Annotated in this window: 20 protein-coding genes; 8 read left to right on the forward strand and 12 right to left on the reverse strand. The window is 67.2% G+C overall.

Annotation, left to right across the window (positions count from 1 at the left end):
* Positions 1-4: 4 nt before the first annotated feature.
* The 12 genes from ACFOPO_RS06525 to ACFOPO_RS06580 all read right to left on the reverse strand — a co-directional run bounded on the left by ACFOPO_RS06525 (position 5) and on the right by ACFOPO_RS06580 (position 11,481).
* A complete protein-coding gene (locus ACFOPO_RS06525) occupies positions 5-418 on the reverse strand; it encodes a hypothetical protein (RefSeq protein ID WP_386702111.1) in 414 nt (137 codons plus the stop codon).
* A gap of 30 nt (positions 419-448) precedes the next feature.
* A complete protein-coding gene (locus ACFOPO_RS06530; RefSeq protein WP_386702113.1) occupies positions 449-763 on the reverse strand; it encodes a hypothetical protein in 315 nt (104 codons plus the stop codon).
* Positions 753-1,178 carry a pentapeptide repeat-containing protein gene (locus tag ACFOPO_RS06535; protein ID WP_386702115.1) on the reverse strand — a complete coding sequence of 142 codons (426 nt, stop codon included), beginning with the start codon at positions 1,176-1,178 and terminating at the stop codon, positions 753-755. Before ACFOPO_RS06535 ends, ACFOPO_RS06530 begins: the two co-directional genes overlap by 11 nt.
* An 11-nt stretch (positions 1,179-1,189) precedes the next feature.
* On the reverse strand, positions 1,190-1,987 hold the full coding sequence (locus ACFOPO_RS06540; RefSeq protein WP_386702117.1) for a DNA polymerase beta superfamily protein: 798 nt from the start codon (positions 1,985-1,987) through the stop codon (positions 1,190-1,192).
* A 31-nt stretch (positions 1,988-2,018) separates the two neighbouring features.
* The gene (locus ACFOPO_RS06545) at positions 2,019-2,639 is read right to left on the reverse strand and encodes a hypothetical protein (RefSeq protein ID WP_386702119.1); all 621 of its coding nucleotides are present in this window, start codon (positions 2,637-2,639) and stop codon (positions 2,019-2,021) included.
* 149 nt (positions 2,640-2,788) lie between these two features.
* Positions 2,789-3,094 carry a hypothetical protein gene (locus tag ACFOPO_RS06550; protein WP_386702121.1) on the reverse strand — a complete coding sequence of 102 codons (306 nt, stop codon included), beginning with the start codon at positions 3,092-3,094 and terminating at the stop codon, positions 2,789-2,791.
* Between the two features lie 34 nt (positions 3,095-3,128).
* Positions 3,129-3,428: a hypothetical protein gene (locus ACFOPO_RS06555; RefSeq protein WP_386702123.1), complete on the reverse strand. Its 300-nt coding sequence runs from the start codon at positions 3,426-3,428 to the stop codon at positions 3,129-3,131.
* A gap of 172 nt (positions 3,429-3,600) precedes the next feature.
* Positions 3,601-4,107, reverse strand: a complete 507-nt coding sequence (locus ACFOPO_RS06560; protein WP_386702125.1) for a YcxB family protein — start codon at positions 4,105-4,107, stop codon at positions 3,601-3,603.
* 549 nt (positions 4,108-4,656) lie between these two features.
* Entirely contained in the window at positions 4,657-7,227 is a 2,571-nt protein-coding gene (locus ACFOPO_RS06565) for a TonB-dependent receptor (RefSeq protein ID WP_386702127.1), read from the reverse strand.
* Positions 7,228-7,292: 65 nt separating this feature from the next.
* Positions 7,293-9,320 (reverse strand): tetratricopeptide repeat-containing sulfotransferase family protein, encoded by a 2,028-nt coding sequence (locus tag ACFOPO_RS06570; protein ID WP_386702129.1) that lies wholly within the window; start codon positions 9,318-9,320, stop codon positions 7,293-7,295.
* Positions 9,321-9,447: 127 nt separating this feature from the next.
* On the reverse strand, positions 9,448-10,629 hold the full coding sequence (gene pcaF, locus ACFOPO_RS06575) for a 3-oxoadipyl-CoA thiolase (RefSeq protein ID WP_386702131.1): 1,182 nt from the start codon (positions 10,627-10,629) through the stop codon (positions 9,448-9,450).
* Positions 10,630-10,665: 36 nt separating this feature from the next.
* Complete coding sequence (locus ACFOPO_RS06580) at positions 10,666-11,481, reverse strand: IclR family transcriptional regulator C-terminal domain-containing protein (protein WP_386702133.1); 816 nt, start codon at positions 11,479-11,481, stop codon at positions 10,666-10,668.
* 120 nt (positions 11,482-11,601) lie between these two features.
* Between ACFOPO_RS06580 and ACFOPO_RS06585 the strand changes: the two genes are divergently transcribed.
* The 8 genes from ACFOPO_RS06585 to ACFOPO_RS06620 are packed head-to-tail and all read left to right on the forward strand — an operon-like array spanning position 11,602 to position 23,282.
* Positions 11,602-12,921 carry an aspartate aminotransferase family protein gene (locus ACFOPO_RS06585; protein WP_386702135.1) on the forward strand — a complete coding sequence of 440 codons (1,320 nt, stop codon included), beginning with the start codon at positions 11,602-11,604 and terminating at the stop codon, positions 12,919-12,921.
* Between the two features lie 57 nt (positions 12,922-12,978).
* Positions 12,979-14,547, forward strand: coding sequence for an aldehyde dehydrogenase family protein (locus ACFOPO_RS06590; RefSeq protein ID WP_386702137.1), 1,569 nt, complete (start codon positions 12,979-12,981; stop codon positions 14,545-14,547).
* A gap of 7 nt (positions 14,548-14,554) precedes the next feature.
* Complete coding sequence (locus tag ACFOPO_RS06595; RefSeq protein ID WP_386702139.1) at positions 14,555-15,403, forward strand: CoA transferase subunit A; 849 nt, start codon at positions 14,555-14,557, stop codon at positions 15,401-15,403.
* Entirely contained in the window at positions 15,400-16,197 is a 798-nt protein-coding gene (locus ACFOPO_RS06600; protein ID WP_386702141.1) for a CoA-transferase subunit beta, read from the forward strand. Before ACFOPO_RS06595 ends, ACFOPO_RS06600 begins: the two co-directional genes overlap by 4 nt.
* 7 nt (positions 16,198-16,204) lie before the next feature.
* Positions 16,205-17,536 carry an acetyl ornithine aminotransferase family protein gene (locus ACFOPO_RS06605; RefSeq protein ID WP_386702143.1) on the forward strand — a complete coding sequence of 444 codons (1,332 nt, stop codon included), beginning with the start codon at positions 16,205-16,207 and terminating at the stop codon, positions 17,534-17,536.
* Between the two features lie 5 nt (positions 17,537-17,541).
* Positions 17,542-20,055, forward strand: a complete 2,514-nt coding sequence (locus ACFOPO_RS06610) for a CehA/McbA family metallohydrolase (RefSeq protein ID WP_386702145.1) — start codon at positions 17,542-17,544, stop codon at positions 20,053-20,055.
* A 9-nt stretch (positions 20,056-20,064) separates the two neighbouring features.
* A complete protein-coding gene (locus ACFOPO_RS06615; protein WP_386702147.1) occupies positions 20,065-22,122 on the forward strand; it encodes a S9 family peptidase in 2,058 nt (685 codons plus the stop codon).
* On the forward strand, positions 22,119-23,282 hold the full coding sequence (locus ACFOPO_RS06620) for a P1 family peptidase (protein ID WP_386702149.1): 1,164 nt from the start codon (positions 22,119-22,121) through the stop codon (positions 23,280-23,282). Before ACFOPO_RS06615 ends, ACFOPO_RS06620 begins: the two co-directional genes overlap by 4 nt.
* Positions 23,283-23,301 lie beyond the last annotated feature (19 nt).

Consider the following 23,301-nt stretch of genomic DNA (forward strand, 5'->3'; position numbering starts at 1 on the left):
TGGGTTATGCCGAGCCGCGAAGCGGCTTCGCCCTAAGTGAACCGATGGGCGCGAACAGCCCGCGAAACTCGAACACGATCACTGCATACACCAGAAGGAAGGAAAGCCGGCCCTCGATGTAGCTGGCGTCCCGGATGATCTCAGCGACGGTTGCGAATGGCAGGGACCCAACAAACGGGAGCAGCCAGAGGATCAGAAAGCTGATCGGTCCTGACCATTTCAGTCGCCAGAGCTGGACCGCAGACGCAACGCAGGACAGGGCGGCCAGGCATCCGACTGGCAGGGCCCAGGTAGGAACCTCGCCGATGCCGACGAAGCCTGACGTGGCCAGGAAGTACGCAAGGCCTGCGGCCACGAAGAGGCCGAACACGGCCTGGGCAAGTGCGAGCAACGCTATCGGTAGTGGGGGTGCTTTCATCGCGCCTCACGAGTCAAGCGGAGGTGGGTTCTAGGCGGCAGCATGTGCGAACCGCCAGGTTAGCCACAGTAGCGACATGGCCAGCACGCCGACTGCTGCAGCAGCAATTTGCCACGGCCTGTAACGAAACCGCGCCAGGCGGCGCCAGCCGAAGATGCCAGACGCGACAGCCAGCAGGATCAGGAGAGGAACGGTAATGGGTGCCCATTCGCCGCGATGATCGTCTGGGAAGTCAGTGATGCCATACAGCGACGCGGCACAACTCAAGGCCGCCGCCGCAAAATAGGCGCCTGTCGAAAGGCAGAGCCAGCCCGTGAGCCTTCCTTCATTCTGGTTAGCCGGCATCGATCATGCCCGCAAGGTCCGGATCGAAACCATCTGGAAAGCGCGTGCTTGAGTCGTACTCAGCACCTGCCAGGTCGGCGCCCGCAAGTTTGGCGTCGCTCAGGTCTGCGCCGTGCAGCCGGGTGGGGCCCCCCAGGTTGTCCAGCCCCAAGTTCGCTCCGGACAGGTCGGCTCCTATCAACAGGGCTCGCTCCAGGCTGGCGCCGCGGAGATCCGCGCCCGAGAAGTTGCAGCCGGTGAGGTCAGACCCGGCAAGAGATGCCCAGTAGAGACTCGATCCGGAAAAACTTCGACCGCGCAATGTAGAGATGCAGGAGGCGGACAGGCCATCCAGATCCCCGCCTTCAAGGTCCGAGGTCTCGACGGGGAGGTATACGGCAGCTATGTGCTCGCCGTAGTCACCAACGATGGTCACGCGACGCTTGGTCACGGCACGTGGGCCCCGTGTTCTCGAAGGACGCGGTGAAACAGGTCGTTGAGTTGATCGACCACTTGGGGATCACGTGACCTCTGCGGAACGTTGGACGGGGCGCCCGCGAGTTCCGCCTCGATGAACGCATTGAGAGTTGGGACAGCCGGGGCGAGGCCCAACTCTGGAGCGTTTCTCTTCTGCTCCAGCAGCTGCCGCACTTCGGAAAGCACGTCAGGCTCTTCGAGCAGCTGTGTGAGAAGCGTCTCGAACTCAATGGGAGCAGCACTGCCCGTCCTGGCAATCCACCGTGCCGCCAACAGCGGCCTGAGCACATAGAAGTACTTCTTCAGCCGAACAACAGACTCCCGGAGATATCCCCGGTAGTTGGTCTTGGCCATGCTCCTGTAATGGTAGATACCCTTCTCGGGAGAGTAGATTTCCGGCAGCAATGCAAGCGCCGCTCCACGGAACAGACTCTCATTGATGTAGGTGACAGGAGACTGGATCCACTCCACGAACGCCGGATTGGATTTCCAGAACAGCCTCAGCGCCTTCCTCACATCCCAGCCGTTGAGGTCGATGTCATCCACGATCGGGTACTCGATGACATCACGGCGCTCCTCGAGGTCGACCGCCTGGTACCACTCCGGATTGCGCATATAGATGAAGCGGACGTCGTAGTCGCTGTTGGGGGAGGCAAAGCCCCAAGCCCTGCTGCCAGACTCGACTGCAAGCAGGATGCGCACGCCATGCTCCGCCTCGACATTGCGGAGCCGCTGGAGAATCTCAGTTCTGACGTCTTCGGGGATCACGGGGACTGAAGGTTGATGGCTGCTGCACTGATCAGAACAGGTCATTGCGCTTCTTTGGCTTGATGACCTGAAAGAAGCTGTAGCCCAGGCCGATGTCGGTTATGAGGCGAGCGACGAGTGCGGGGCCAGCAATCACGGCATGAATGACCAGGGCTGTCGCCGCGTAGCAGCCAAACTCGATGGAACGCGCCGCCAGCACCATCCGGCTGGGTCGGCCAACCTCAAGCGTGGCCGCGCGCAGCTGGGAAACATCCAGCCACTCTCCCGCGTCGACCTTGGAGCGGGTACTGCGCGAATACAGGTTCCTGCTCCTGCTGCCACGAACAAACGCCCGCCACATCCTCCCAGGCTCCAGGACCAGGCCAGTAGACAAGGCAATGAGGTTCATGAAGGCAAGCGTGGGCGAAGCCAGAAGCGACCCGGTGCCCAGCTCCCACGCACTTACCTCCCCCTCGCCGATCCGGCCCACGCTGTAGCGCGTAACCAGGTGATGGAGATCGTGATACTTCAGGTAGCGATGCCGCGTCTCGATGTTGGGCAACGGGACAAGGAGGCATCCGGTATAGACCGGGACCGTGAGCGGCCGGGCGCCAACGTCCTGTCCAAAGCCGTGCTTGGCGTAGAACGCGGATAGTTCCTGCTGCAGCTGCATTACTGCCCCCCTGCATCCACGCGAGACATGTCGCGACGCGCCTTCGGCTTGAATGAATTACCAGGCCCCGCCCCCGGGATGCCCGCTGCCGCAAGCTTAAGCCGCACTACGGCCTCAAGGGAACCAATATGCCCGGCAAGCTGGAAGGCTTAGCCGCGAACACCTGGCGCAGTAATAAGCCAAACGAGGGAACCCAGCAGGAGCAATGGAGGCGCAATCAGCGCGCCGATTGCGCGACCGCGGTCAAGGCCCTTGACGGAGTCCCAGTTACGGTACTGATCGATGCGCAGCATTGCATAGGAGCTCACCGCTGGGATGAGGATGGCAATGCGCAGATAGTTGGGCAAGTCATCGAAGCGCTGAAACGCCCAGCACACGAGCGCTGCACCGGCAAGGAAGAGCGCGATGCCGGCGCGGAAGATGATGTCTCTGGTTCTTTGATTGATGGCGATCATGCAAAGTGGCTTCGGCTCTAGCTTGAATCAACTGTCAGGTCCGCACCCTGCGCCAACTCCGACAAGAGTTGGATTTACCAAAGATGTCTTGGCTGGGCACAGAGCCAGTTGCCTCAACGAGGTCAGAGTGCTCGTTGAGCTGACGCGAGAGTTGCTGATGGACGCTGAGGAACGGCTCGAAGCTTTCACAGTAAGCTGCCAAGGCCCGGACATAAGCGGGCTGGTTGCGTTGAGCAAGCCGGAGAATGAACTCATGGCTGGTGAAGGACGGTGACATCTCCGCGATGACCGCCGGGAACAGCGAATAAAGCTCTTCGAAATCGTGGCGTGCCATTTGTTTTCCCCGCTTAAGCCCTGGTGCTTGAGTCAAGCCGCGTCGCGAAGCGGTTTCGGCCCTACGGTCTGTGAGACTCTCTGAAGCCAGCCGCTGTCGGCACTGCCGTGTGCGTCGAGGATTGCCTCAATGATCCGCCATGACTACAGATTGTGCGGCATTCCGCATGGATTCAGGCCCCCACCCGTGATGCCCCGCCGGCGCTAGCCAGATTCTGGATTGCAACGACTGCATCTGAAGCGGGCAAGGCGCGCAGGGGTACGAAGTGGGCACACCGTTTGCTGAAGTAGATGAAAAGCATCCCCCTCGTCGCCCGGACACGCGTGATTGCAGGCCAGAGGTGGCTTGACCGCGCCAGAGGTGTCGATACGTGGACACCCTCGGCGTCAAAGGCGTAGGTAAATGGGCCGTTCTTCACGCTTGTGCGCTGGGCCCGGTAGCTGTTCAAGAAGAAAAAGAACGGTGTGAAGGCGAAACAAGCGAGGCCGACCAGGAGCGACCATGCCGAAGACAAATCCGGATGCTGGAACAGAAGTACCAATAGCCATAGGCCGGCGGCGGGAAAAGCAATGCCCGCGAGAAGTGTCGTCGGTGATCCAACAAGTAGCTGCCACTCGGCAAGAAGGCGTTCCTGATAGGTCGGGCAGAACCTTGCCTCGATTTGCGGGATATCGTCCATGGAGACCTAAAGCTTGAGTTGTGGCTTAGCTACGCCCATCCGATCCGTCCGAACGGCCGCGAAATGCCGTTACAAGCCAGCCAAGCCCGAACAGGATGAGGGCAGGTCCGAAGCCGAGTGTAAGAAATCCGCCGGAGTACTCAGGCTGCCGTTCGACGAACGTGTTGTAAAGGACCCAACAAACAAGCGCCAGGCCGGATGGCACGGCTCGATGAGGCGGCGTCGCGGAGCTCACTCGCCAGGTCAGCCAGTAAAGGGCGGAAAGCACCAGCCCAATCGGAATGCCCAATCCAAACCATCCGCTAAGCCGGAGCATGGGGAATGACAGACACAACACCGCGAGAGACAGGGCGAGCTTGCGTGCGGTCGTTGGCATTGGGTCTGACGCTTGAGCTGAGCCGAGCCGCGAAGTGGCCCCGACAGCCTGGATCCCGGCGTTCGCCGGGATGACGGTGAAGGGTCGGGTGCCCGGCTTGAAAAAAACAGCCGGCGGCAACCCCCCGATTGCCGCCGGCATCCCTCACCCCGTACCTCTTGTCGCACTTCCCCTTAGAACTTCTGCCCGAACCGGATGCCGATCGTGCGCGGCTGGTTGGTCACGGTGTAGATCTGGCCGTTCGGGTACTCCGGCACCACGCCCGATGCACCGCACACCGTCTCCGCGCAGCTGGCGAAGCGGTAGATGTCCGCGCGCTCGTCGAAGATGTTGTTGATGTACATGCTCAACGACCAGTTGTTGCGGGCGACGCCCACCGAGAAGTCCGCCACGGTGTACGCGTCCAGCTCGCCCAGGATCCCGCGTTCAAGGATGCGCAGGTCAGACGTGCGCTGGCCCACGTGCACCACGTCGCCCTGCACGAAGGCATCCATCGTGCCCAGCGTGAAGTTGTAGCGGGCGATGACGTTGCCCTTGAACTCCGGCGTGACCGGCAGGCGAGTGCCGTCCGGCGCTTCCGGATCGGCGCAATCGGTGACCGGGTTGCCGGCGTCGTCGGTGAAGCCGCAGTAGTTCTCGGTCAGCTGGGCGTCGTAGAACGCCACGCCGGCGCCGATCTGCAGGTTGTAGGTGGCCGCCCAGTTCACGTCCATTTCCAGGCCGTCGATGCTGGCCTGGTTGGCGTTCTTGATTTCGGTCAGGCCGTTGGCGCCGAGGATGGAGAACTGGAAGTCTTCCCACTCCTGGTGGAACACCGAGCCGTTGAAGGTGACGCGGTTGTCGGCCCAGCTGGTCTTCCAGCCCATCTCGTAGTTGGTCAGGTAGTCCGACAGGTACGGCGGCAGCGTGCCGCGGCGGTTGATGCCGCCCGGACGGTAGCCTTCGGACCAGGTGGCGTAGATCATCTTGCTCGGGTTGATCTGCCAGGTCAGGTTGGCCTTGCCCAGGTTGCCGCTTTCCTTGACCGTCTTGTCGAAGATCTGGCACGGCGCGCCGTTGAACGACGGCCAGTTGGCCGGGTCCGGACCGAACTGCTCGATACAGATCGACTCGCCGTACGACGAACCCGACGACCAGCCGTCACTGAAACCGAAGAAGCCCTTGAGGCTGTTCTCCGAGCGGAAGTGGCGGCCGCCGATGGTGCCGATCAGCACCTCCGGGATGAAGTCGTACGAGAACTCGCCGAACACCGCCTCGTCCTTGTCCTCGCGGTCCTGCTTGGTCAGCCAGATGGTGTCGGGCCAGCCGGTGATGGAGAACTGCGAACCGAAGCCGTCGATCTTGTAGCGCTGTTCGATGTCGTGCTTCTGGTCCTGGTAGAACAGGCCGGCGGTGAAGCGGAAGCGGTCTTCGCTCGGCGAGCTCAGGCGCAGCTCGTGGCTGTCCTTTTTGTAACGGTCCTTGCCCTGGATGTACTGCGACGGGTTGATGAAGTTGTCGTTGTCGTCGTAGGCGCTGTACGAGGCAAGCGTGTCGTACCAGAAGCCGTAGTCGTTGTAGTCGGAGTCGACGTCGACGTCGCGCTTGAGGTGGCCGTAGGCGTAGGTCAGGTCGAAGTTGCCGATCTTGCCTTCCACCGTCATGGCGGCCTGCCACCAGCGGTCGTCCGACTTCTCCTTGTAGAAGTGGCTGATCGCCAGGTCGCCGACTTCGCGGTCGGTGAAGAAGGCGCCGTTGGCGACGGCCTTCTGGCCCATGATCATCGGCGTGATCGCCCAGTTCTCGTTGATGTCCCAACGCAGGGCCATGCGCGCGCCGGTGGTGTCGACGTCGTTGTAGTCGTCCTTGGCGCGGCCGGTGCAGACCAGCAGGTCGTTGCTGGTGCAGTTGCGGTTGGTCAGCACGCCGCCCCAGCTTTCGCGGACGTCGTCGCTGGTGTCGCCCGGCGTGCCGCCGTCGTCGACGCGGATCGGGAACTGGCGGTCCTGCGGCTTGTTGTCGATGTAGCCGGCGTCGTGCTGGTTCCAGCCGACCAGGCGGATCGCCGCCGAGTCGTTGAGCGGGACGTTGACGAAGCCTTCCTCGATGTGGCCGATGCCGCCGTCATTGACGCTGTTGAGTTCGAGGTCGTAGCCGGCGGAAAAGGCGCCGGCGTCGGGCTTGTTGGTGATGATGCGCAGTGCGCCGGCCTGGGCGCTGGCGCCGTACAGCGTGCCCTGCGGGCCGGACAGCGCCTCGACGCGGGCGACGTCGTAGATGTGCAGGTCGAGCGGGCCCTGGATGGTGGTGATCGGCTGCTCGTCGAGGTACACGCCCACGCTCGGCAGCGAGCCGGAGTGGTTGCCGTCGCCGCCGCTGGCGACGCCGCGCATGTAGATCTGCGAGAAGCCCGGGCCGAAGGTCTGGTAGGAGACGCTCGGCAGGAACTTAACGTAATCCTCGAAATCGGTGACGTTGAGTTCGTCGAGCTTCTGCTCGCCCAGCACCTCGATGCTGATCGGCACCTTCTGCAGGTTTTCCGAGCGCTTCTGCGAGGTCACCGTGACCGTGTCGAGGACGAGCGCCTCGCGCTGGCCGGCGGTGGTCTGCGCGGGTTGCGCGGGCGTCGCCTGCGTGGCGGCATCCTGTGCGAACGCCGGCGAGGCGAACGCCAGGCAGATGGCTGCCGTCAGCGGAAAGCGCTTGAACGCCCTGGATGACGCTGTAACGCGCGTCGTACGTGATCTGTTGCCGGACTTCTGCATCGTTCTTCTCTCCCCAGACGGACGAAATGGCGCGGAAACCGAACTGCTTGCTTTCAATATTCCCTTCAGTGCTCCCCAGGTGGCTCGGGGTAGGCGTCGAGCACCGGGCCCAGTGCCGCCTTGAGCGGCTCGAGCCAGGGTTCGTAATGGCGCCACTGATCGAGGCCTTCGCGGAAGATCGGCTTGCGCACCTGTTCGGAGCTGGCGGTGCGCACCGGCCGTTCGTTCTCGAAGAAGCGCAGGCACTGCGCCTCGAAGGGCAGGCCGCAGGCGTCGAGCAGGCGGCGGACTTCGGTCTCGGTGTCGTCGACCATGCGCTCGTAGATCACCCGGTGCACGCGGCCGGGCAGCACGGCGTCGAAGTGCGACATCAGCGACACGTAGTCGCGGTAGAAGCGGCCGATGTCGTCGAGGCTGTAGCTGAAGCCCTGGCCGCGGGCGAAGTGCTGCTTGAAGTTGGAGAAGCAGCACGCCAACGGATGGCGGCGGGCGTCGATGATGCGCGCGTTGGGCAGCATCAGGTGGATCAGGCCGACGTGCATGAAGTTGTTGGGCATCTTGTCGATGAACAACGGCGCGTCGGTGTGGCGGTGGATGCGGGTGCGGTCGAGGTAGCGGCGGCCGAGCGCACGCAGCTCGTCGCCGTCGAGCGTGGCCAGCACGTCGTGGTAACGGCCCGGGCCGGCGGCATCGGGCGCGGCGCGCGAGCGCAGTTCGCGGCTGATGGTGGTGACTTCCGACAGCTCCATCGTGCCTTCGACCAGGCTGTGGCTGGACAGGATCTGCTCGAGCAGCGTCGATCCCGAGCGCGGCAGGCCGACGATGAATATCGGATCACGGGCCTGCTCGCCGCTGCCCGCCCGGCGCGCGAAGAACTCGCGCGTGTACAGCTGGCGCACGTGTTCGACCTTGGCCGTGGTGGCGCCGGCGTTGTAGTCGATCTGATCGTGGCGCAGGGCATTGGCGCGTGCGTAGTGCCCGAACGAGGCCTCGTAGTCGGCGCTGTCCTCCAGCGCCTTGCCCAGTGCGAAGTCCAGGTGCAGGCGGTTCTCGTCGGACAGCCGCGGCTGCGACAGCTGCGCGCGCATCGTCTCGATGTCCTGGGCGGTGAAGCGCAGGGTCTTCAGGTTGGCCAGGCTCCACCAGGCTTCGCCCAGCGACGGTTCCAGCGCGATGCAGCGGCGGTAGGCGGCGATCGAATCGTCCTGGCGGCCGGCGGTCTTGAGCGCGTGGCCGTAGCTCATCCACGCACGGGTCTGGCGCGGGTACGCACGCAGGATGCCCTCGTAGAGGTCGATCGCCGTGGCGTAGTCGCCGATGCGGCACAGCACGGCCGCCTTGAGGTTGCGATAGCCGGGGTTGTCCGGCGCGGCGTCGAGCAGCGTGTCGATCTGCACCAGCGCCTGTTCGGACTTGTTGCCGCGGTGCAGGACCAGCGCGTAGTGCTGGCGTGCGGCATGGAAGTCCGGGGCCAGCTCGAGGCAGCGCGCCAGCAGGGCCTCGGCATCGCTGCCACGGTCCAGGCGCGCGGCCAGTTCGGCGGACATGCGCAGCGCGGCCACGTCGTTGGGCGACTTGGCCAAATGTGCGCTCAGCAGGGCTTCGGCTTCGGGAATGCGGTTCTCGGCCAGGGCGGCACCGGCGCGCAACAGCGCCGGGTCGCGGCTCGAAAAGCGGATGTGCTGGTTGTAGGCGGCCTGCGCGGCAACGCTGTCGCCGGTGGCGTGGAGGTGTTCGCCCAGGGCCAGCCAGGCGGTGGGCAGGTCGGGCTTGAGTGCGACCGCGCGCTGCAGGGCCTGCAGGGCTTCGTCACCGCGGCCGTTACGGCCCAGCGCGATGCCCAGTTCCAGTTGCGTGCGCGCCGAGCCCGGTTGCGCCTGGGCGAGCGGTTCGAGCACGGCCAGTGCGCCGGCGTGGTCGCCCACGGCCGAGCGGGCAGCGCCCAGCACCAGCAATGCGGTCGGGTGCCCGGGCAGGGCCGCCAGGATCTCGGTTGCCTGCGCCGCGGCCAGCGCCGGTTGCTCATCGAGAAGCCGCACGGCATGGGCCAGTGCGATCTCGAGGGTGGCAGTGGGCTCGGGTACGGCGCTCATTCCGGGTCTCACGCGTGACAGGACGACAGGGGCGGGAAGGGCGGTGACGCCATCCGACTATGCCGAAACAGGCGGCAAGAATCACCAATTTTTAACAGTAAGCGTTCCGGAAGGTTCAGCGTCGGTATCACTGAACACGCTCCAGGGCCAGGGCGACGCCCTGGCCAACGCCGACGCACATCGACAGCAGCGCCCGTCGCTGGTGGGCGGTTTCCAGTTGGTGCATCGCCGTCAGGGCGAGCCGGGCGCCACTGGCGCCGAGCGGGTGGCCGAGCGCGATGGCGCCGCCGTTCGGATTGACCCGGGGGTTGTCGTCGGCCAGGCCGAGCGCACGGGTCACCGCCAGCACCTGGGCGGCGAAGGCTTCGTTGATCTCGATCGTGTCGAAGTCGTCCAGGCCCAGGCCCAGCCGCGGCAGCAGCCGGCCGATCGCCGGCACCGGGCCGATCCCCATCGTGCGCGGCGGCACGCCGGCGCTGGCCATGCCGAGCACGCGGGCGCGCGGCACCAGGCCATGGCGCGCGACGGCTTCTTCGCTGGCGAGCAGCAGTGCGCAGGCGCCGTCGTTGATGCCGGAGGCATTACCGGCGGTGATGCTGGTGCCGGCGCCGAGCGAGGGTGCCAGCGACGACAGCTTTTCAAGCGACGTGTCGGCGCGCGGTTGCTCGTCACTGTCGAGCTTGCCGGCGGCGACCAGCTCGCGCGCGAAGCGGCCGCTGGCAATCGCGCGTGCGGCGCGCTGCTGCGAGCGCAGGGCGAACCCGTCCTGGTCGCTGCGGTCGATGCCGAGCTCGTCGGCCAGGTTCTGCGCGGTGCGCATCATCGGGTCGACGCCGTAACTCTCTTCCATGGCCGGATTGACGAAGCGCCAGCCCAGGGTGGTGTCCTGCAGGGTCTGCTCGCGGTCGAACGCGCCATCGGCCTTGCCCATCACGTACGGCGCGCGCGACATGCTTTCCACGCCGCCGGCGATGATCAGTTCGGCCTCGCCCACTGCAATCGCGCGCGCGGCCTGGCCGACGGCCTCCAACCCCGACGCACACAGCCGATTGACGGTGACGCCCGGCACCGACACCGGCAGTCCCGCCAGCAGCAGCGCCATGCGCGCGACGTTGCGGTTGTCTTCGCCGGACTGGTTGGCGCAGCCGAGGATCACTTCATCGATCGAGGCAGGATCGAGCTTGGCATTGCGTTGCAGCAGCTGCCGGATCGGCAGTGCTGCCAGGTCGTCGGCCCGCACCATCGACAGGCCGCCGCGATAGCGGCCGAACGGCGTGCGCACGCCGTCGCAGAGGTAGACGTGGCGCATGCCGTGCATCAGGCGCCGGCCCTCATGCGACGTCCTTCATGCAGTGACCGCCTGCAGCCGGTTCGCCGGCACGCAGCCTTCGATTGCCTGCGCGGTCTGCTCCAGTTGCGGCAGCACGTTTTCCAGCGCGTGGCGCGAAGCGTCGGGGTGGTAGGGCATGGACACGTTGATGGCGGTAGCGACCTTGCCTTGCGAATTACGCAGCGGTACCGCGATCGAGCACAGGCCCAGTTCCAGTTCCTGCTCGACGTAGGCGTAGCCCTGCATGCGCACGTCGGAAATGATTCCGCGCAGGCGGCGCGGGTCGGTCTGCGTGTGCGGCGTCAGCTTGCTCGGCTTGCACTGCGCCAGCCAGGCATCGAGTTCGGCTTCGTCCAGGCCCGACAGCAGCACCCGGCCCATCGCCGCGCAGAACGCCGGCAGGCGCGCGCCGACGCCGAGGTTCACGCTCATCACGCGCTGCCCGGGAACGCGCAGCACGTACACGATGGATTGGCCGTCGAGCACCGCCATCGAGCTGCTCTGGCGGACCTTGCGCGCAAGGTCTTCCATCAGCGGCTGGGCGAGGTCGGTGAGGTTGAGCGAGCCGAGGTAGCCGAAGCCCAGCTCGAGCACGCGCGGGCCGAGCATGAATTCGCGGCCGACCGCGCGCACATAACCCAGGTGCTGCAGGGTCAGGACCAGGCGCCGCGCCGCGGCGCGCGACAGGCCGGTGCGGGTGGCGATGTCGGCCAGGCCCAGGCGGTTGCGGTCGCGTCCGAATGCGGACAGCACCGTCAGCCCGCGCGCCAGCGACTGCACGTAATCGCCGCCGTCCTCGAACTGGTCCGAACCTTCTGCTTTCCTCGGCATGCCGGTTTCCTTCGCTCCTTGCCGTTGACGGCGAGATTAGGGCTTCCGTAGAGTGGTGCGCAATACGCACATCAGTGCGCATAGCGCACAAAATCCAGTGACTGGGGAGGCTGGCAGTCGATGTCGATCGCTGAGCGCGACTGTGTCCTGCACAGTTGGTCGGTGCAGGCCGACTGGCACGCACCGACCGTGGTCGGTGGCCAAGGCGCGCGCCTGCGCCTGGTCGACGGTCGCGAGATCCTCGACATGAGCAGCCTGGCCGAGTGCAGCAATCTCGGCCACCAGCATCCGCGCCTGGTCGAGGCGATCCGCTCCCAGGCCGAACGCCTGTGCTTCGTCACCAACGCCTGGGGTGCGACGCCGCGCGCGGAGTTGGCGCAGGCGCTGCTCGAGCGCTCGGGCTTCGAAGGCGGCCGGGTCTTCTTCACCCTCGGCGGCGCCGATGCCAACGAGCACGCCGTGCGCATCGCCCGCCAGGCCGCGCACAAGCCTGCCGGCGCGATCATCGCCCGCGAGCGTTCGTACCACGGTGCGACGCAGCTGGCGATGGCGCTGTCCGGCGACAGCCGCGCGCATGCGCTGGGCATCGATCCGCGCGCGCTGGGCGTGCACCACGTGCCGCCGCCATATGGCTACCGCTGCCCCTTCGGCGGCCGCGACGAGGAGCAATGCGGCATGCGCGCCGCCGCGGCGGTGGCAGATCGCATCGACGACCTCGGCGTCGACAATGTCGCCGCCGTGATCATGGAACCCGATGCCGGCACCAACGGCATCGTCGCCCCGGACAACTACTGGCCGGCGCTGCGCACGCACACCGCCGACCGCGGCGTCTGGCTGATCGCCGACGAGGTCATGAGCGCCTTCGGCCGCTGCGGCGAATGGTTCGCCTGGCAGCGCCACGGTGAGGCCGGTCGCCCCGACATGATGACGCTGGCCAAGGGCCTCACCGGCGCCGCATTGCCGTTGGGCGCGGTGGTGCTCAGCGCCGAAGTCGCGGCCAGGCTCGAGCACGAAATGCTGCACTCCGGCCTGACCTACTGCGGCCATCCGCTGGCCTGCGCCGCAGGCGTGGCGGCGTTGCAGGCCTACGCGCAGGAAGGGCTGATCGAGCGTTCGCGCACGCTGGGCGCGCAACTGCTGGCGCGGCTCGAGCAGCTGAAGTCGCGCCACCGCGTCATCGGTGATGTCCGCGGCGGCCACGGCCTGTTCGCGGTGATCGAACTGGTGGCCGATCGCGAGAGCCGTGCGCCGCTGGCGCCGTGGCCGCAGACACCGCCGGCGCTGAAGGCGCTGGTCGAAGCGGCGATGGCCGAAGGCGTGTCGTTCGCGATGCGCGGAAACCTGATCGTGCTGGCGCCGCCACTGGTGATCGCCGAGAACGAGCTTGCCGACGCGCTGTCGCTGCTCGATCGCCTGCTGGCGCGCTTCTTCCCGCAATGACCAGAGATTGTTTCAACCCACCCATTCCACGATCGTCCTGATCGCAGCGAGGCCGCCATGAGCTTCCGCCTGACCTACGCCACGATGTTCAACCCGCCCGAGGCGATGCACGAGCGCTTCGAGGCCGCGATGGCCCGGGTGAGTGCAGGCCTTGGACAGCGCCACGAGCTCTTCATCAACGGCGAGGACCGCGCCGCCGCGGACCATGCGACGCGCCACAGCCCGATCGACCGCGACCTGTCGCTGGGCGAGTTCGCCCTGGCCAACGCCGGCGACGTCGATGCCGCGATGAAGGCCGCGCACGCGGCGTTTCCGGCCTGGCGCGCGCTGCCGGTGGCCGAGCGCGCGCGGCTGATGCGCAAGGTCGGCGACCTGATGGAGGCGCGCGTCTACGACATCGCCGCGGCGCTGACGCTGGAAGTCGGCAAGAACCGCATGGAGGCGCTCGGCGAGGCGCAGGAGACGGTCGACTTCTTCCATTACTACGCCGACGACTACGAGCAGAACGCCGGCTACGACCGGCCGCTGCCGAACGACCCGCTCGAAGGCACGGTGTCGCGCAATCGCAGCGTGATGCGGCCGCATGGCGTTTGGGTGGTGATCGCGCCATTCAATTTCCCGTTCGCGCTGGCCGGCGGGCCGGTCGCGGCGGCGCTGGTCACCGGCAACACCGTGGTGGTCAAGGCCGCCAGCGACACGCCGTGGTCGGGTCGATTGCTGGCCGACTGCATCCGCGATGCCGGGCTGCCGCCGGGCGTCTTCAACTACGTCTCCGGCTCCGGCCGCGAAGTCGGCGAGGCGCTGGCGCAGCATCCGCTGACGGCCGGCATCACCTTCACCGGTTCGGTCGGCGTGGGCATGCAACTGCTGCGGCAGATGGCCGGCGGCGCGTACCCGCGGCCGTGCATCGCCGAGATGGGCGGCAAGAACCCGTGCATCGTCACCGAACACGCCGACCTCGAGCGCGCCGCCACCGGCATCGTCCGCTCGGCGTTCGGCATGGGCGGGCAGAAGTGCTCCGCACTGTCGCGGTTGTACGTGCACGACAGCGTCGCCGACGAACTGGTCGGGCTGCTGCGCGGCAAGATCGAGGCGATTCGCATCGGCGATGCCCGCAGCCGCGAGAACTGGCTGGGCCCGGTGATCAACGAAGGCGCCTACGGCAACTACGCCGGCTACCTGCAGCAGCTGCAGGCCAGCGGCGCGACCGTGGTCGCCGGCGGCCGCCAGCTGCGCGACGGTGCGCTGGCGCGCGGCTACTACGTCGAGCCGGTGCTGGCCGAGGCTGACCTCGCGCATCCGCTGTGGAAGCAGGAGATGTTCCTGCCGATCGTGATGCTGCACCGCTATCGCGACCGCGAGCATGCGATGCGCCTGGCCAACGACACCGACATGGGCCTGACCGCCGGCTTCTACGGTGGCAGCGACGAAGTGCCGTGGTTCCAGGACCGCATCGAGGCCGGCGTGACCTACGCCAACCGGCCGCAGGGCGCGACCACCGGTGCCTGGCCGGGCTACCAGCCGTTCGGCGGCTGGAAGGGCTCGGGGTCGACCGGCAAGGCGATCGCCTCGTTCTATTACCTGCAGCAGTACCTGCGCGAACAATCGCGCACGGTCGTGGAGTAAGCGGTCGATGCGATTGATGCCGTTGCGCGAAGCACTCGCCGCCCACGTCGCCGATGGCGACTGCGTGGCACTGGAAGGGTTCACCCACCTGATTCCGTTCGCCGCCGGCCATGAGCTGATCCGCCAGGGGCGGCGCAACCTGCACCTGGTGCGAATGACGCCGGACCTGATCTACGACCAGCTGATCGGCATGGGCTGTGCGCGGAGGCTGACCTTCTCGTGGGGTGGCAATCCCGGCATCGGCTCCCTGCACCGCCTGCGCGATGCGGTCGAGCATGGTTGGCCGCAAGCGCTGGAACTCGACGAGCACAGCCACGCCGGCATGGCCGCGGCCTACTGCGCCGGCGCGTCGCGGCTGCCGTTCGGCATGTTGCGCGGCTACCTCGACAACGACCTCGACAAGGCCAACCCGCGCATCGGCCGCATCGAATGCCCGTTCACCGGCGAGCGCCTGGCGGCGGTGCCGGCGATCAATCCCGACGTGACCATCCTGCATGCGCAGTGCGCAGACCGCGAGGGCAACGTCGCCATCCGCGGCATCGTCGGTGCGCAGCGCGAAGCGGCGCTGGCCGCAGGCGCGCTGGTGGTCACCGTCGAGGAGATCGTCGAACGCCTGGAGCCGGCGATGAACGGCATCGTCCTGCCGCACTGGACGGTGGATGCCGTGGTGCACTGCCCGGGCGGCGCGTATCCCTCGTACACACACGGCCATTACTCGCGTGACAACAGCTTCTACCAGCGCTGGGACGCGATCTCGCGCGACCGCGACACCTTCAACGCGTGGATGCGCGAACACGTGCTGGAGACCAACGACCATGCCGGCTTCCTCGCCAGCCTGCGGGCGGAGGCGGCATGAGCGCAGCCACCCGCGATGAATGGATGACCGTGGCGGCCGCGCGCATGCTGTGGAACCGCTGCGTCTGCTTCGTCGGCATCGGCCTGCCGAGCGCGGCGTGCAACCTGGCCCGGTTCACACACGCGCCCGACATCGTGCTGATCTACGAGTCGGGCACGATAGGCACGCGGCCCGATGTGCTGCCGCTGTCGATTGGCGATGGCGAACTGGCCGAGACCGCATCGTTCGTGGTGCCGCTGCCGGAGGTGTTCAGCCACTACCTGCAGGCCGGGCGCGTCGACGTCGGTTTCCTCGGCGCGGCCCAGGTGGACCGTTACGGCAACCTCAACAGCACGGTGATCGGGCCGTACGAGGCACCGACCACGCGCCTGCCCGGCGCCGGCGGCGCGCCAGAGATCGCGGCCCACGCGCGCCAGACCTTCGTCATGCTCAAGGCATCGACGCGCAGCCTGGTCGAGCAACTGGATTTCCGCACCTCCGCCGGCTATCTCGATGGCCACGGCGCCCGCGCCAGGACCGGCGCGACCGGCGATGGCCCGCGCGCGGTGATCACCGACTTCGGCATCCTCACCCCGCACCCGCGCAGCGACGAGCTGCGGTTGAGTGCGCTCTACGCCGGCGCCACCGTCGAAGAGGCACGGGCGGCGGTGGCGTGGCCGCTGCTGCTGGCCGAGACGGTGGAGACGATAGCCCCACCGAGCGAATCCGAACTGGCGATCCTGCGCGCGCTGCATGCGCGCACGCGCGAGGCGCACGCGCGGCCCGTCGTGCTGCCGTTCCCACTCTCGAACTGAGCCCGCCATGCGCAACCAGCACATCCAGACCGAACTGCCCGGCCCGAAGGCGCGCGCGATGATCGAGCGCGACGCGCAGGTGATCTCGCCGTCGTACCCGCGCGACTACCCGTTCGTGATGTCGCATGGGCGCGGGTCGCAGGTGTGGGACGTCGACGGCAACCGCTTCCTCGACTTCGCCGCCGGCATCGCCGTGTGCAGCACCGGCCACGCCCACCCGCAGGTGGTGCAGGCGGTGAAGGACGCGGCCGACCAGTTCCTGCACATCTCCAGCGACTACTGGCACGAGCAGATGACCGGGCTGGGCGAGCGACTGGCGCGCATCGCACCCATGAAGGGCGGGGACGCCATGAGCTTCCTGTGCCAATCGGGCACCGAGTCGGTGGAAGCGGCGATCAAGCTGGCGCGCTACGTCACCGGTCGCCCGCGCTTCATCGGCTTCCTCGGCGGCTTCCACGGCCGCTCGATGGGCTCGCTGGCCTTCACGTCCAGCAAGTACACCCAGCAGAAGGGCTTCTTCGCGACGATGCCTGGCGTCACCCACGTGCCGTACCCGAATCCCTACCGGCCGCTGTTCGCCGGCAGCGACCAGGGCGTGGCGGTGATCGACTACATCCGCATGCTGTTCGAACGCAGCGTGCCGGCGGCCGAAGTCGCCGGCATCCTGGTCGAGCCGATCCAGGGCGAGGGCGGCTACGTCGTTCCGCCCGATGGCTTCCTGGCCGGGCTGCGCGAGCTGTGCGACGAGCACGGCATCCTGCTGATCTTCGACGAGGTGCAGTCGGGCATCGGCCGCAGCGGCCGCATGTTCGCCAGCGAGCACTGGGGCGTGAAGCCCGACATCATGACCCTGGCCAAGGGCCTGGGCTCCGGCCTGCCGATCGGTGCGATGGTCGCTTCGAAGTCGCTGATGTCGCAGTGGAAGCGCGGCGCGCACGGCAACACTTACGGCGGCAACCCGCTCGCCTGCGCGGCGGCCAACGCCACCATCGACCTGGTCGCCGGCGGTTTCGCCGACAACGCGGCCCAGGCCGGCGGCTACTTCGGTTCGAAGCTGCGCGAGCTGATGCGCGACTACGCCTGCATCGGCGAAGTGCGCGGCCGCGGCCTGATGATCGGCATGGAGCTGGTCGAGTCCGACCCCGCCCGCACGCCGGCGCGCGAGCTGTGCGATGCCGTCATCACCCGCGCCTTCCATAACGGCCTGTTGCTGTTGTCGTGCGGTACCAGCACGGTGCGCTTCATGCCGCCGCTCAATGTCGAACGCGCCGAGATCGACGAGGCGATCGCGCTGCTGCGCACCAGCCTCGACGAGGCGCTGGCCGGGACGCGGGGCTGAGCCGGATGCGCAGCCGCCTCGTTGCCGCCGCGCTATTGATCGCGATGGCAGGCGCCGCCGCCGCGGCCGGACGCGAGCCCGTGCTCAAGCAGGTCGACCTGCCGCACAGCTATTACTGGCGCGAGCTCTACCTGCCGCAGCTGACCAGCGGCCCGTCGTCGGCGAGCTTCCTGCCCGACGGCCAGTCGCTGGTGTACAGCATGGCCGGCTCGCTCTGGCGCCAGCGCATCGGCGACGGCGAGGCGGTCGAACTGACCCACGCGCAGGGCGCGTACGACTACCAGCCCGATGTCGCCCGCGACGGGCGCAGCGTGGTGTTCACGCGATACGACGGCGCGGGGATGGAGTTGTGGCGACTGGACCTGGCCACCGGCCGATCGCAGGCGCTGACCCGCGGCGGCGCGGTCAATGTCGAGCCGCGCCTGTCGCCCGACGGCAAGCGCATCGCCTGGGTGTCGACGCAGGGCACGGGGCATTTCAACCTGTTCGTCGCCGACATCGACGGCAATGGCCTGCACAACGCGCGGCCGCTGCTCGGTGAACGCAAGAGCAAGCTCGACCGCTACTACTACTCTGCGTACGACCATGCGATCAATCCGTCGTGGTCGCCGGACGGCAAGCAGATCGTCTTCGTCGGCAATGCCGAGATCGCCTGGGGCAGCGGTGACCTGTGGTCGGTCGAGGTCGAGCGGCCGAAGGAGCCGAGGAAGATCCTGCGCGAGGAAACAAGCTGGAGCGCGCGGCCGGAACTGGCGCCGGACGGCAAGCGCCTGCTGTACGCCGGCTACCACGGCCGCCAGACCCACCAGCTGTGGCTGACGACGCTGCAGGGCGCGCCGCCGTTGCCGCTCACCTTCGGCGACAGCGAGCGCCGCAACGCGCGCTGGTCGCCCGACGGCCACCGCATCGCCTACATCGGCCAGGACGCGGCGGGCAACATCGCGCTGTCGGTGATGGACGTCATCGGCGGCGCGACGCAGTCGGTCGTGGCGAAGCAGCGACGCACGCTGGCAGCGACCGCGCGACTGCAGATCCAGGTCCGCGACGGCCGTGGCCGCAACGTGCCGGCCCGGGTCAGCGTGCAGGGCAGCGACCACCGCGCGCAGGCGCCGGCCGAGGCCTGGATGCACGCCGACGACGGCTTCGATCGCGCACTGCAGGCGACCGAGAGCCACTACTTCCATTGCGACTCGCCGTGCACGCTGGACGTCCCGGCAGGGAGCACCACCGTATCGGTGCAGCACGGCTTCGCGCACCTGCCGTGGTCGCGCAACGTCGAACTCGCCGCCGGCAGCACGACCACGCTGCACGCCGACCTGCAGGCACAGGCGCTGCCCGCCGCATTCGGCAGCTGGCGCAGCGCCGACCTGCACGTGCACATGAACTACGGCGGCCACTACGCCAATTCGCCCGAACACCTGGCCTTGCAGGCGCGCGCGGAAGACCTCGACATCGTCGAGAACCTCATCGTCAACAAGGAACAGCGCATCCCCGACATCGCCTGGTTCGGCAAGGCCGGGCCGGCCGGGCAGGTGCGCATCGACAACGCGCAGGAGTTCCACACCAGTTTCTGGGGCCACCTGGGCCTGCTCAACCTGCGCGACCACTACCTCACCCCGGACTTCAGTGCCTACCGCCACACCGCGATGGCCAGCCCGTTCCCGCACAACGGCGTGATCGCCGACCTGGCGCATGCGCAGCAGGGTGTGGTCGGCTATGTGCATCCGTTCGACACCGTGCCCGACCCGGTGAAGGACGCGGTGCTGAGCCACCAGCTGCCGGCGGATGTGGCCAACGGCAAGGTCGACTACCTCGAAGTGGTCGGTTTCAGCGATCACAAGGCCACGGCAGCGGTCTGGTACCGCTTGTTGAACCTGGGCTACCGGTTGCCGGCCGGTGCCGGCACCGATGCGATGGCGAACTACGCCTCGCTGCGCGGGCCGGTGGGGATGAACCGCGTGTTCCTCGAACAACGCAGCGGCGACGACGTGCTGGCATCGTTGAAGCAGGGCCACAGCTTTGTCAGCAATGGCCCGCTGTTGGGGCTGATCGTGTCCGGGCGCAAGCCGGGCGACACGCTTTCGTTGTCCGCGCCGGGTCGGGCGAGCTACCGGGTCGCGTTGCGTTCGCCGGTCGCGATCCAACACCTGGAGCTGGTCCAGGACGGTCGTGTCGTGAAGCAGTTCGCGCTGACCGGTGACCGCCGCAGTTTCGATGCCGAAGGTGAGCTCGAGCTGGCACAGGGCGGCTGGGTGCTGTTGCGCGCATGGAATGACGGCGCCGACCCGCAGGTGCTGGACCTGTACCCGTACGCGACCACCAATCCGGTCTGGCTCGACCTCCCTGGCGGTGTGCCGCCGGCCGGCGAGGACGCTGCCTATTTCGCCGCCTGGCTCGGCCGCGTCATCGAAGCCGCCGACGCCCGCGACGACTACAACGACGCCGAAGAAAAACGTGCGACGCTCGACTACCTGCGCGCGGCGCAGGCCATCTACCAGGGCAAGGCCGGGGGACACTGATCGATGCTGATGCGACGACGCTGGATCGTGCTGTGCCTCTCCGCGACCACGTTGGCGGCGCAGGCAGCACCACCGGCGCAGCCAGGCCGCTTCAGCATTGCCGACCTCGATCGCCTGGCCGATGTCGCCGAGCCCGATCTCAACGCCGACGGCACCGCGCTGGTCTACAGCGTCTCCACCGTCAATGCCGCCGAGGACCTCACCCAGAGTGACCTGTGGCGGGTCGGCTACGACGGCAGCGGTCGCAAGCAACTGACCCGCACGCCCGGGAACAGCGAATCGCGGCCATTGTGGTCGCCCGACGGCAAGTCCATCGCCTACCTGTCGGACGCGCCGGCGCCGCGCAAACCCGAGGCGGGCAAGGAAGGCGAGGGCGGCGACGATGAAGAGGAAGAGGAAGAAATCAGCCAGGTCTGGCTGATGCCCGCGTCCGGCGGCGCGGCGCGGCGGGTGACCTCGTTCCCGAGCGGTGTCGATGATTACGTCTGGTCGCCCGACGGCAAACGCCTTGCGGTGATCGTGCGCGACCCCGAGCGTCCGGCCGGCGCGCCGGAGCCGAAGAACCCGCCGCCGATCGTCACCACGCGCTACCAGTTCAAGGAAGACGGCACCGGCTACCTCGACGGGCACCGCACGCATCTGTACGTCGTCGACATCGCGAGCGGACGCGCAGAGCAGATCACCTCTGGCGACCACGACGAGCTGCTGCCGTCCTGGTCGCCCGACGGCAAGCTGGTCGCCTACGTGACCAAGCGCGGCGTCGACCCGGATCGTCATCTCAACTACGACATCTACGTGGTCGAGCCGCACGCCGGCGCGAAGGAGCGCCAGCTCACCACGTTCACCGGCTCCGATCTCGACCCGTACTGGGAAACGCGCCCGTCGTGGAGCCCGGACAGCCGCCGCATCGCCTATCTGCAGAGCGGCGAGGACAAGTGGATCTACTACGCGCCGTGGCAGTTGGCGGTGGTGGACGTCGCCAGCGGCAACGCGCGCATCGCCGCGCCGATCGACCGTTGCGTCACCAAGCCGCGCTGGTCGGCCGATGGCCGGCACATCTATGCGCTGGTCGAGCGCAGCCGCGTGACCCGCGTGGAGAAGATCGACGCCGACAGCGGCGAGATGACTGAACTGACCCACGGCGACCGCTTCGATTACGACCTCGCCGTGTCGAACGATCGTATTGCCGTGCTCGGCGGCGACGACACGCATCCGTACGAAATCTCCGCCGTCGAACCGCAGGGGCTGCGTGCACTCACCGACCACAACGCGTTCCTGCGCCAGCGCACCCTGGCCGCGGTCGAGCCGATCGCCTTCAAGGTCGACGGCAACGAGATCGAAGGATTGCTGGTCAAGCCGGTGGGCTACCAGCCCGGACAGCGCTACCCGACGATCCTGCGCATCCACGGTGGTCCGGTCTATCAGTTCAGCCATGAGTTCATGGCCGACTGGCAGGTCTATGCCGCACAGGGCTATGCGGTGGTTGCGATCAATCCGCGCGGCAGTTCCGGCCGCGGCTTCGACTTCGCCCGTGCGATCTATGCCGACTGGGGCAATGTCGACGTCAAGGACGTGGTCGCCGGCGTCGAGCACGTGGTCGACATGGGCATCGCCGATCCGCAGCGCCTCGGCGTGGGCGGCTGGAGTTACGGCGGCATCCTCACCAACGCCGTGATCGCCCGCGACACGCGCTTCAAGGCCGCCATCAGCGGTGCCGGCGCCTCCAACATGTACGCGATGTACGGCCACGACCAGTACGTGCGCGAGTACACGCTCGAACTGGGCACGCCCTGGAAGGACCGCGAGCAGTACGACCGCGCCAGCTACCCGTTCCTGCACGCCGACCGGATCACGACGCCGACGATGTTCCAGTGCGGCGAGGCTGACTTCAACGTGCCGTGCCTGGGTGCCGAGCAGATGTACCAGGCCTTGCGCGCGCGCAACGTGCCGACGCAGCTGGTCGTCTACCCGGGACAGAACCACCAGCTGACCGTGCCGAGCTACCTGACCGATCGCCTGGCGCGAAACCTGGCGTGGTACGACCGCTACCTGAAGGACACCCCATGAGCCGATGCCGTGTTGCCGCGCTGACTGCATTGCTGGCGTTCGCCGCCACGAATGCGCACGCCGCCGAACCGCGCGCCCGCGACCTCGGCATCCCGTTCGAAGGCACGCCCGGCACGCTCAATGCGATCACCGACGTCGCCGGCGTCACCGTCGGCCAGGTCACCCTGATCGAGGACCTCGCCGACGGCCACAAGGTGCGTACCGGCGTCACCGCGATCCTGCCGCGCGGCAAGGCCAGCCTCGACACGCCAGTCTTCGGCGGCTGGTTCGCGCTCAACGGCAACGGCGAGATGACCGGCACCGCCTGGATCGACGAGTCCGGCCAGGTCGAAGGCCCGGTGATGCTGACCAACACCCATAGCGTCGGCGTCGTGCGCGATGCCGTGATCGCCGAGCGGGTGAAGGCCGGCGGCGCCGACGCCAGCGGTTACTGGTGGTCGCTGCCGATCGTCGCCGAGACCTGGGACGGCCACCTCAACGACATCAACGGCTTCCACGTGAAGCCCGAGCACGTCGCGCAGGCCTTGCGCGATGCGCGTGACGGCCCGGTTGCCGAAGGCAACGTCGGCGGCGGCACCGGCATGATCTGCCACGAGTTCAAGTGCGGCATCGGCACCGCGTCGCGACGCATCAACAGCGACGGCCACGACTACACCGTCGGTGTGCTGGTGCAGGCCAACTACGGCGTGCGCGACCCGCTGCGCATTGCGGGCGTGCCGGTCGGGCAGTTCTTGCGCGACGACCGCGTCTATACCGATGCCGCGATCACCGGCGACACCGGATCGATCGTGATAGTGGTCGCCACCGACGCACCACTGCTGCCGCACCAGCTCAAGCGCGTCGCCAAGCGCGCCGGCATGGGCCTGGCGCGCATGGGCAGCTACGCCGGCAACGGCTCGGGCGACCTGTTCCTCGCCTTCTCCACGGCGAATGCGCCGGCCCAGGGCACCGGGGCACTGCACCAGGCGGAATTCCTCGGCAACGACAACGTCGACGGCCTGTTCGAGGCGACGGTGCAGGCGACCGAGGAGGCCATCGTGAATGCCATGGTCGCCGCGCGCGACATGCGCGGCGAAGGCGGCCGCTACGCCAACGCCATTCCGCATGCACCGCTGGTGAAACTGCTCAAGCGCTACGGCCGCTACCAGGCGCCGAAGTGAATCCCTCAAACCTTTTTGG

It is taken from the genome of Lysobacter sp. GCM10012299 (genome assembly GCF_042649405.1).
Taxonomy (GTDB): Bacteria; Pseudomonadota; Gammaproteobacteria; order Xanthomonadales; family Xanthomonadaceae; genus Lysobacter_J.

What these genes read in the sequence shown, in the direction of transcription:
- ACFOPO_RS06525 (WP_386702111.1), bottom strand. Translation starts at nt 418, where the DNA reads ATGAAAGCACCCCCACTACCGATAGCGTTGCTCGCACTTGCCCAGGCC.
- ACFOPO_RS06530 (WP_386702113.1), bottom strand. Translation starts at nt 763, where the DNA reads ATGCCGGCTAACCAGAATGAAGGAAGGCTCACGGGCTGGCTCTGCCTT.
- ACFOPO_RS06580 (WP_386702133.1), bottom strand. Translation starts at nt 11,481, where the DNA reads ATGCCGAGGAAAGCAGAAGGTTCGGACCAGTTCGAGGACGGCGGCGAT.
- ACFOPO_RS06570 (WP_386702129.1), bottom strand. Translation starts at nt 9,320, where the DNA reads ATGAGCGCCGTACCCGAGCCCACTGCCACCCTCGAGATCGCACTGGCC.
- ACFOPO_RS06555 (WP_386702123.1), bottom strand. Translation starts at nt 3,428, where the DNA reads ATGGCACGCCACGATTTCGAAGAGCTTTATTCGCTGTTCCCGGCGGTC.
- pcaF (WP_386702131.1), bottom strand. Translation starts at nt 10,629, where the DNA reads ATGCGCCACGTCTACCTCTGCGACGGCGTGCGCACGCCGTTCGGCCGC.
- ACFOPO_RS06610 (WP_386702145.1), top strand. Translation starts at nt 17,542, where the DNA reads ATGCGCAGCCGCCTCGTTGCCGCCGCGCTATTGATCGCGATGGCAGGC.
- ACFOPO_RS06550 (WP_386702121.1), bottom strand. Translation starts at nt 3,094, where the DNA reads ATGATCGCCATCAATCAAAGAACCAGAGACATCATCTTCCGCGCCGGC.
- ACFOPO_RS06545 (WP_386702119.1), bottom strand. Translation starts at nt 2,639, where the DNA reads ATGCAGCTGCAGCAGGAACTATCCGCGTTCTACGCCAAGCACGGCTTT.
- ACFOPO_RS06615 (WP_386702147.1), top strand. Translation starts at nt 20,065, where the DNA reads ATGCGACGACGCTGGATCGTGCTGTGCCTCTCCGCGACCACGTTGGCG.
- ACFOPO_RS06560 (WP_386702125.1), bottom strand. Translation starts at nt 4,107, where the DNA reads ATGGACGATATCCCGCAAATCGAGGCAAGGTTCTGCCCGACCTATCAG.
- ACFOPO_RS06595 (WP_386702139.1), top strand. Translation starts at nt 14,555, where the DNA reads ATGCGATTGATGCCGTTGCGCGAAGCACTCGCCGCCCACGTCGCCGAT.
- ACFOPO_RS06585 (WP_386702135.1), top strand. Translation starts at nt 11,602, where the DNA reads ATGTCGATCGCTGAGCGCGACTGTGTCCTGCACAGTTGGTCGGTGCAG.
- ACFOPO_RS06590 (WP_386702137.1), top strand. Translation starts at nt 12,979, where the DNA reads ATGAGCTTCCGCCTGACCTACGCCACGATGTTCAACCCGCCCGAGGCG.
- ACFOPO_RS06600 (WP_386702141.1), top strand. Translation starts at nt 15,400, where the DNA reads ATGAGCGCAGCCACCCGCGATGAATGGATGACCGTGGCGGCCGCGCGC.
- ACFOPO_RS06620 (WP_386702149.1), top strand. Translation starts at nt 22,119, where the DNA reads ATGAGCCGATGCCGTGTTGCCGCGCTGACTGCATTGCTGGCGTTCGCC.
- ACFOPO_RS06565 (WP_386702127.1), bottom strand. Translation starts at nt 7,227, where the DNA reads ATGCAGAAGTCCGGCAACAGATCACGTACGACGCGCGTTACAGCGTCA.
- ACFOPO_RS06605 (WP_386702143.1), top strand. Translation starts at nt 16,205, where the DNA reads ATGCGCAACCAGCACATCCAGACCGAACTGCCCGGCCCGAAGGCGCGC.